Annotated in this window: 7 protein-coding genes; 6 read left to right on the plus strand and 1 reads right to left on the minus strand. The window is 38.9% G+C overall.

The features are described 5' to 3' along the window. The first annotated feature begins 104 nt into the window (after nucleotides 1-104). The 6 genes from PLK24_RS04945 (at nucleotide 105) to PLK24_RS04970 (ending at nucleotide 4,794) form a co-directional block, all read left to right on the plus strand. Entirely contained in the window at nucleotides 105-467 is a 363-nt protein-coding gene (locus PLK24_RS04945; RefSeq protein WP_324476870.1) for a hypothetical protein, read from the plus strand. Nucleotides 468-471: 4 nt separating this feature from the next. Beyond that, the gene (locus PLK24_RS04950) at nucleotides 472-798 is read left to right on the plus strand and encodes a hypothetical protein (RefSeq protein WP_324476872.1); all 327 of its coding nucleotides are present in this window, start codon (nucleotides 472-474) and stop codon (nucleotides 796-798) included. A 52-nt stretch (nucleotides 799-850) separates the two neighbouring features. Beyond that, on the plus strand, nucleotides 851-1,234 hold the full coding sequence (locus tag PLK24_RS04955; protein ID WP_324476874.1) for a hypothetical protein: 384 nt from the start codon (nucleotides 851-853) through the stop codon (nucleotides 1,232-1,234). A 70-nt stretch (nucleotides 1,235-1,304) separates the two neighbouring features. After that, nucleotides 1,305-1,691 carry a pilin gene (locus PLK24_RS04960; RefSeq protein WP_324476876.1) on the plus strand — a complete coding sequence of 129 codons (387 nt, stop codon included), beginning with the start codon at nucleotides 1,305-1,307 and terminating at the stop codon, nucleotides 1,689-1,691. After that, complete coding sequence (locus PLK24_RS04965; protein ID WP_324476878.1) at nucleotides 1,691-3,124, plus strand: hypothetical protein; 1,434 nt, start codon at nucleotides 1,691-1,693, stop codon at nucleotides 3,122-3,124. Before PLK24_RS04960 ends, PLK24_RS04965 begins: the two co-directional genes overlap by 1 nt. Nucleotides 3,125-3,144: 20 nt before the next feature. Then, nucleotides 3,145-4,794, plus strand: coding sequence for a hypothetical protein (locus PLK24_RS04970; RefSeq protein ID WP_324476880.1), 1,650 nt, complete (start codon nucleotides 3,145-3,147; stop codon nucleotides 4,792-4,794). Nucleotides 4,795-4,896: 102 nt separating this feature from the next. Here PLK24_RS04970 and PLK24_RS04975 read toward each other — a convergent pair whose 3' ends face one another. Next, on the minus strand, nucleotides 4,897-7,374 hold the full coding sequence (locus PLK24_RS04975) for a hypothetical protein (RefSeq protein WP_324476881.1): 2,478 nt from the start codon (nucleotides 7,372-7,374) through the stop codon (nucleotides 4,897-4,899). Between the last annotated feature and the right edge of the window lie 94 nt (nucleotides 7,375-7,468).

Raw genomic sequence — 7,468 nt, forward strand, 5'->3', positions numbered from 1 at the left:
CTCATCATCGTCGCCTCCGCCTTTCTAATCGCTGGTATTGTTGGCCGTCTTACCGGTATTGATATTATCAATCCCACCATCCAAGGTCCTATTAATTCCCCATCATGAAACAAATCAATTTAATTTCTCAAAAAACTACCTACAAACTCACTGGGCCCGGCATTGATCCCAACCAAAACGGCACCCCCGTTGCCACTCTTGAAAAATTAATCAGTAATTTTATTGGCATTCTAACTCTGGTTGCCGTTATTTGGTTCACTCTTCAAATAATTTTTGCTGGATTAGGTATGATTGGAGCACAAGGAGATGAAAAAAAGCTCGAAGAAAATCGTTCCAAATTAACCAATGGAGTTTTAGGATTATTTATTGTCGTCATTGCTGTGGGCCTTACCGCTCTCTTATCCAAATTATTGGGACTAAGCAACCCCTTCGACCTTGAACCCATTTTTAAAGGAATGGATTTATAATTTTATGGCTATCTGCAACCCTCTTATAAAAAATTGTCAGCAACAAACCGAAAATCCAACTGTTTATACCAACAATGTCATTCAGGCTGTTTTTTCCATTTTCCTGATAGTTGGTGTTCTTTATTTTGTCTGGCACGTAGTAATGGCAGGTTATCATTTCATAAACAGCCAAGGCGATCCCAAAAAAATTGAATCAGCTAAAGACCAGCTTACTAACGCCTTTATAGGTATTCTTGTCATTTTCGTGGTTTTTGCCCTTCTCAAATTTGTTGGTTATATTTTAGGCATCAACAATTTAGAAAATCTTACTCTAAGCCTGCCTACTCTTTAACTTTTTACTTTTAATTGTTAGAATTTATTAATTATATTTTAAAAATTTCAATATGTTTTCAAAAATCAAAGAAAAACTGTCCTTCGCTCTTATAGCTGCTCCTATTTATGCCCAAGAGACAATAAAAATTGAACCAGGGCCAGAATTTGGTAAGGAGGTAACTTCTATTACCATTGGCGGAATAGTTTCCGGCGCCATCTCATTGGCTATGTTAGGAGTCGCCATTGTCTTTTTCTTCATGCTTATTTTTGGTGGCCTAAAATGGGTCATGGCTGGCGGTGACGAAAAGAAAGTCGGCGAGGCTCGTGGTCAAATTACCAATGCCCTTGTTGGCTTGGTCATCGTCTTTGCTGCTTTCGCCATTATGAAACTTGTCGAAACTATTTTTGGAGTCAAACTTCTCGGCGGTATCTCTATTCCTACATTCAACCGCTAAGTTTCTAAGTCAACTTATAAAACCCCCTGCGTTAATCGAAGGGGGTTTTGATTTATACTATAATGATTACATGAACAAACTATTTATAACTATTTGCTATTTACTATTTACTGCTTCTCTCTTTTTGGCTTCTCCTACCTATGCCGCACCCAAAGAATGGGGAAACCGTTGTGTTCAATATGGTGATGTTGCCACTATTCAGGGCATCGAATGTCTTTTTTACAACATTCTCCAGGTTATTGTTATTCTTGCTGGCTTAGCTTTTTTTTATATGTTCATCAGTGGAGGTTTCAAATATCTCACTTCTGGCGGCAATGAAAAATCAGTTGCTTCTGCCTCCTCCACTCTCACCATGGCCATTCTTGGACTGGTCGGTATCATCGCCTCTTGGTTAATCCTAAAATTCATTCAGGATTTCACTGGCGTAAATGTTACCATTTTTCAAATTCCCGGCTAATGAAAAAAGTTTTTATTGTTTCTTGTTTCTTGTTTCTCGCCTCTTGTTTCTCTTTCCCTAAAACCGCCCACGCTTTTTCTCTCTGGGATCTTCTTTTTCCACCGACTCAAATCAAAAACGCCACTCGAAAAGCCCCAAACAAGGCAGTTGCCCCTGAAATTCCCAGCGATGATAGTTACTCAAATACATTAAAGAACAACACCAAAACCTGCAATGGCGAAACCGTCGTCTCCAACAGCTGGTCTCCAAAAACTGAAGATATCTTTGATGAAAATGGCAACAAAATTGGTACCACCGAAGTTCCTCAAGATGCCGAAAACTTAAATGGTAACCTGGATTTAAAAAATATTTCAAATGAATATTACCGAAACTTTCAATCATTTTTTGCTAGAGGTGCTATCAAGTGCACTCAAGCTGCTGCCAACAGGACTTTTAACAGTCTGGAAATGAATGGTACCAGCGCTTCTCTCCGTTCCTTGCCAAGCAATCAAATTAATTACTATCGAAGCCAATTCCTCGTCGAAGCCACCAATTCTCTCAACGAAAGTGAACAACTAGACACCGTTGCCCAAGATTACCAACTTGTCTGGGATTGCCAAGGTACCTGCCAAGAACTAAATTCCGCCACCGACACTTCTTCTTGCCGTCCGGTTTATCTCAGTGAACTTGTTTTTGGCCTTCAAAACGAAAAACTGTATTATCCCAAACCTGATTCTGAACCTGAAAATTTCCCCCCAAACATTCTCACCCCGGTTCTCGCTCATTATAGCGGTTCTTGTGGTAGCTATGGTTGTTATTCCCATCGTTCCAATGGAAAAAGTTTCGTTCCCCTCCCCAAAGAGGATTATTTACTATTCTACAAACAGCTCAATTTCATCCCCAAAGGTAACGTCAATAGTAAAGTAACCATTACCAATTATTATGGTTGGGACATGAATACTGAAACCGCCACTAACCCACGCGATGAAACCTATGATCGGACTTTACCAAACGCCGCTTCCGCCTATTCTCCCAACGCCAATACCTTATCTTTTGTCAGTCCCAGCAATCAAAAATCCTTGGAAAATACCGATATTTGTGATGATACTACCATTAGTCCCTTGACTAGCCGGGACGTACCCCAAGAATTAAACATTTCTGCCTTCGTAAAAGGACTAATTAAACATCTCGCTCCGGGCGAGAGTTTTTCAAAAAGTTATTCAAATCACACCGCTAGCACCTACGACAAGCAAATTGAAAATAATGTCAAAATCAGCGAACAAGCCTATTCAAACATGCTCCCTTCAAAGGTAATTGAAGACAACAAACTACTAGAGGAAAGTTTTTCCAGTAAATCCTCTGCAAACGGCAATGCTCCTATTGTCGACCCCGGCTATCGTTCCGACAAAATGTACCAAGTTATGCGTTCACTTCTTCGTCCATCAAATTGGTAAATATTTGTTAAAATAATCTTATGGGTAGCCCCACCTTTAAAAAAATTTTTCTTTTCCTTCTCCTACTCTTCTTCTCCTTCTCTTCTATTCCTACCCTTGCTCAAAATGAACCAACTCCTACAGGCGCTCCCGCAAGTAGAAACAATATTATTCTTCAAAAGCAAAAGGCCATACAAGAAAACACTGGTCTTGAATCATGGACCAACGAAGCTATGGGAAGCAATTTCACCGCTCTTTTCCTTGGTCTAAATGGTTCTGTGCCTGAAGAGGTATTTGATTCTATGGAAAGTGGTGAAGAGGAAGAGATTTCTTATTCTCCTGGTGGTGCTATCGGTGATGTCAACCAGCGTATCGCCTCCCTTTATACTCCCCCAGCTTCTGGCATTGAGTATTTAGCCCAAGTTAAGGATAATTTTTTAGGAAAACCTGTTTATGCCCAAGACAGTACTTTTCAACAATTACAGTTTTTACTTCCCATATGGCGCTCGTTTAGAAATATCGTCTACGTTTTAGCCACGTTACTATTCATAATCGTTGGCCTAATGATTATTCTCCGGGTCAAAGTCAGCCCTCAAGCAGTAATCACTCTCCAAAGTGCAATCCCCCAAATTATTACCACTCTAATATTGGTCACCTTTTCTTATGCCATTGCTGGATTAATTATCGATTTTACCAATCTGATTCAGGGAATATTCATGTCTGCTCTTTTTTCAGCCAGTGGCAAAAATCTTACCACCGATTATCTTTTTGAAAGTCAATTTTGGCACCAAACCTGGATAAACGGACTTTGGGATGATATTCAAAAGCTTTTCGTAAAATATCCCACTCTCGACTATAGTTTTTCTTCTCTTACAAACATGGATGCAAAAATATTTAGAGGTCTGGCTCGAAGATTATCCCCACGTCTTACCACTGGCGTTTTCCTTGGAAAATTAATTGGCAAAATTACTGTTGGTTTCATGGGTGATTTATCGGGCGGTATCGGTGGAGCCATTTTACCCCTAATTACCTCCATTCTTGTCTTTATTTGGTCAATAAAATTGTTTTTTGGTTTACTCAAATGTTACCTTATGATTCTTTTTAAGATCATTATTGCTCCTTTAGAAATCGGTATGGGAAGTATTCCAAACTCTAAAACGAATTTTTCTAGCTGGTTTATAGACATTCTCTCCAATGCCATTACTTTCCCCGTCGTCGCTATTTTTATTGTTCTTGCAAACGTAATTGTCGATGTCTTTGAAAAAGGAGCTCAAGCAGGAGGTTCTTTATGGATGCCGGGACTTATCGATGCTACCCGTCTATTCTCTCACCAAGATAGAGCATATGTATCCTTGGGCGCCGCCCTTGGTCTCGTTTGTCTATCTCTTATGAGCAAACTTCCCGACCTTATTCCTGCCGCAATAAAGAATATGAAAGGCGCCGACTTCGGCAAAGCTATTGGTGAAAACCTAAATCTTAAAAATGCTCCCATTATTGGCGGAGCCATCAAAACCACACAAGCTGGTGTTGAAAAGGCCGGTACAGAAATAGTTTCTAAGTACGTTCAAGGACCAGTGAAAGATAAATTTACGGAAGTTAGCACAAGGGTAGGTTTTGGTAAACGTAAATCAAACCCAGAGCCAGCTGCAGAACGATCAAGCGAGGAAAACAAAAGTGGCTTTTCAAATTAATTTAATCCATGGATAAAAAAAACAAAGAAACAAAAAAACAAAAATCTGATATCAGTAAAAACCATAAAACAGGTTTTAGTTGGGGTTAAAATCCTTTCTTTTTTAAGCCTCTCTTATAAAATCTTTCTGTCTACTACCCCTAATCCTTCTTTGTCGTTGCAATTTTCTCATTGCTTTATACACATCTAACCTCTCCATTATTTCGTTCCACTGTCTTTTTGTTATAAAAGTTCCCGCTTCAGGAGACAACTCCTGTTCACTAGCCATTCTCCCCAATTCCCTAATTGAATCCAAATTCCAATCTAGTAGAGAATTTGTCGTCGCCATTTGAACCACTCCAGCCAGCCACAAGACTTTCAAATGTTCTGGGCCCGTTTTTGCCTTCGTTATCTCATAATCACGCCCGCCCAAATTTACTCTTTTAGGCAAATCACCACTATTAACCTCATAACGCCTTCCATTATAAATAACATATTTTTCCCCATTTACTTTCTGAACTTTCAATCTTACTCCATCAGGATCAGTAATTTCGTCGTTTTTATTATCAACAAAAGAAACTCTCTCCTTACCAAAATCAACATATTCTTTTCTATCCAGAGAACCTATCATTTTTCTTTCCCCATCGAGCTGAGCATACTTCATCCTTTTCTCACGATCATGAATTATTGGCACATATAAATCCTTTTCCTTATCAACAACTAAAACGCTCATCGGTGGATCAGCCTTATTAAAGTAATCAACCGCTTTTTTCAAAAACTCATGATTTATATCCTTAGGCAGAGGAACACGGTCTTTTAACAAACCAAACAATGGAAATATTTTACCGCTTATAAATACACTAAAAAAATATTGGTAACCACCATCAACGAAATTATCTATATTATCGTATACCTGGGAAGCTTTTAGATGTTCTTTTGGAAGAATTCTATCATCCGATTTCAAAGAAACAGTGTATCTCAACCAACTTGTTGCCCCAATATTGTCAATCAAATTCAAATGAAATCTTGGCCCAACAGGACGACCTTTCTGATCCCTATCACCTCTCCAGTAGCTAATACCTATCATATCAGCCAACTCATTGTTACCTACTAGGGTTCCCCTATTCCAAACAGCTACCTCTTGTGTAGCCACCGCTAAACTTTCAGCTAAATATATTGCTTTTTCAGAAATATTCTTTTTTTCTTCCTGACTTATAGTCGAATTTCTAAAAAAACCATCCCCAGACAACTTGGTAATCAAATATTCTCTCGCCATTTCTTTTACTGCACCACTATCTGCATAATAGTTAACTTTTATATCACCAAGCTCTGGATCATTGTCTCTTTTTATCATCAAATTATGCTCCCTGTGTGCAATAATGCGATTAATTATCTCTTGTCTCTTCCGACCATCTTTACTAGACCCGCCAATATCAAATTGACCTGCTTCTATAGAAGCCATCATTTCACTTAATAAGTTTTCATAATTATAGTTGGCCTCTTGTAGGCTATCCCACGCGACAGACACAGGTATACCATTTGCCCCGTCAGGATTAAACAAAAACCTAATTTCCTCTCTTCCGAGTTCTCTCCCCCTACTTTGAAGCGCATCTGCCGCACCAGACATAGTCAAACCCCCTTCTCTGTAAATCCAACCCGCACTCAATTTCATAAAATAATCACAATGTTTTAGTTTTAATCTAGAATTAACTTCTAAGGCCACCTTGGGATACATTGATTCTATTTTTGTTTCCAAAGCACTAATCCAACCTCCAGCCTTATAAATATTGTCGATATCTCTTTGGCTTTCAATCATGTCTAAAACTTTTCTTACCTGTGCAAGCTGCCGGGCTTCGCTATCGATGTCTTCCAACCCCTCTAATATTTCTGGAACCCCATCATCTTGAATCTCGCCAACATCTTCGCTCTCACTTCTATAATTATCATTTCCTCTGTTATAGCCGACTCGATTTTTTTCCTCTAGTCCACCCTCTTTTTCCCTACCCAACCATTCCACCACCATTCCCAACTGATCCTCTTTCGTGCTGTCAACTTCCAATAATATCAATTTCTCTAGTGCCTTATTTATTTGGTCTTCTAAAACCTTCTGTCCTGTTTCTCCTGCCTTAGCTACCCTTTTTCTAACTATGTCTAAAGGATCTAATATTTTTTGGATTTCAGGTTCATCTATTATGGAATCTCTTACTTTCTTTTCTAAACCATTCAATTCCTCTGGCAATCTTTCTTTTATTTTCATTATACTTCCCACTCCTATTGCCTCTTTATCTTCATTGCTACCCCCAATCAAAGCCTTGGCCGTCCCCAAAACTAAAAGTTCTTCTGCCTCTTTCGCTAATTCTTTCTGTTTTTCCGTCTTTCTATCGTCATCTTGTACCAACAAAAGATCTCCTGCGTTTCGAAAACCATATCCTACCTCAGTTTGAATTTGCTGAAAAATGCCAGCCCGTTTTATCCACGCCTCTTCATCAGCATTGCTAGTACCCATTAAATTACCAACTAAATCGGCAACTTTATCCACCCTATCCTGTAAATTTGGTTTCTTTGATAAATCTTCAGGAGTATGACTGACAAACTCACTCATGCCCCAATTATAACAAAATCTCCGTATTTTTTTCTTTTATTCTTGTTTCTAGTTTCTTGCCTCTAGTTTCTCTATAATGTATCCATGCCCTCGA

The organism is Atribacter sp., from assembly GCF_035418125.1.
Taxonomy (GTDB): Bacteria; Atribacterota; Atribacteria; order Atribacterales; family Atribacteraceae; genus Atribacter; species Atribacter allofermentans.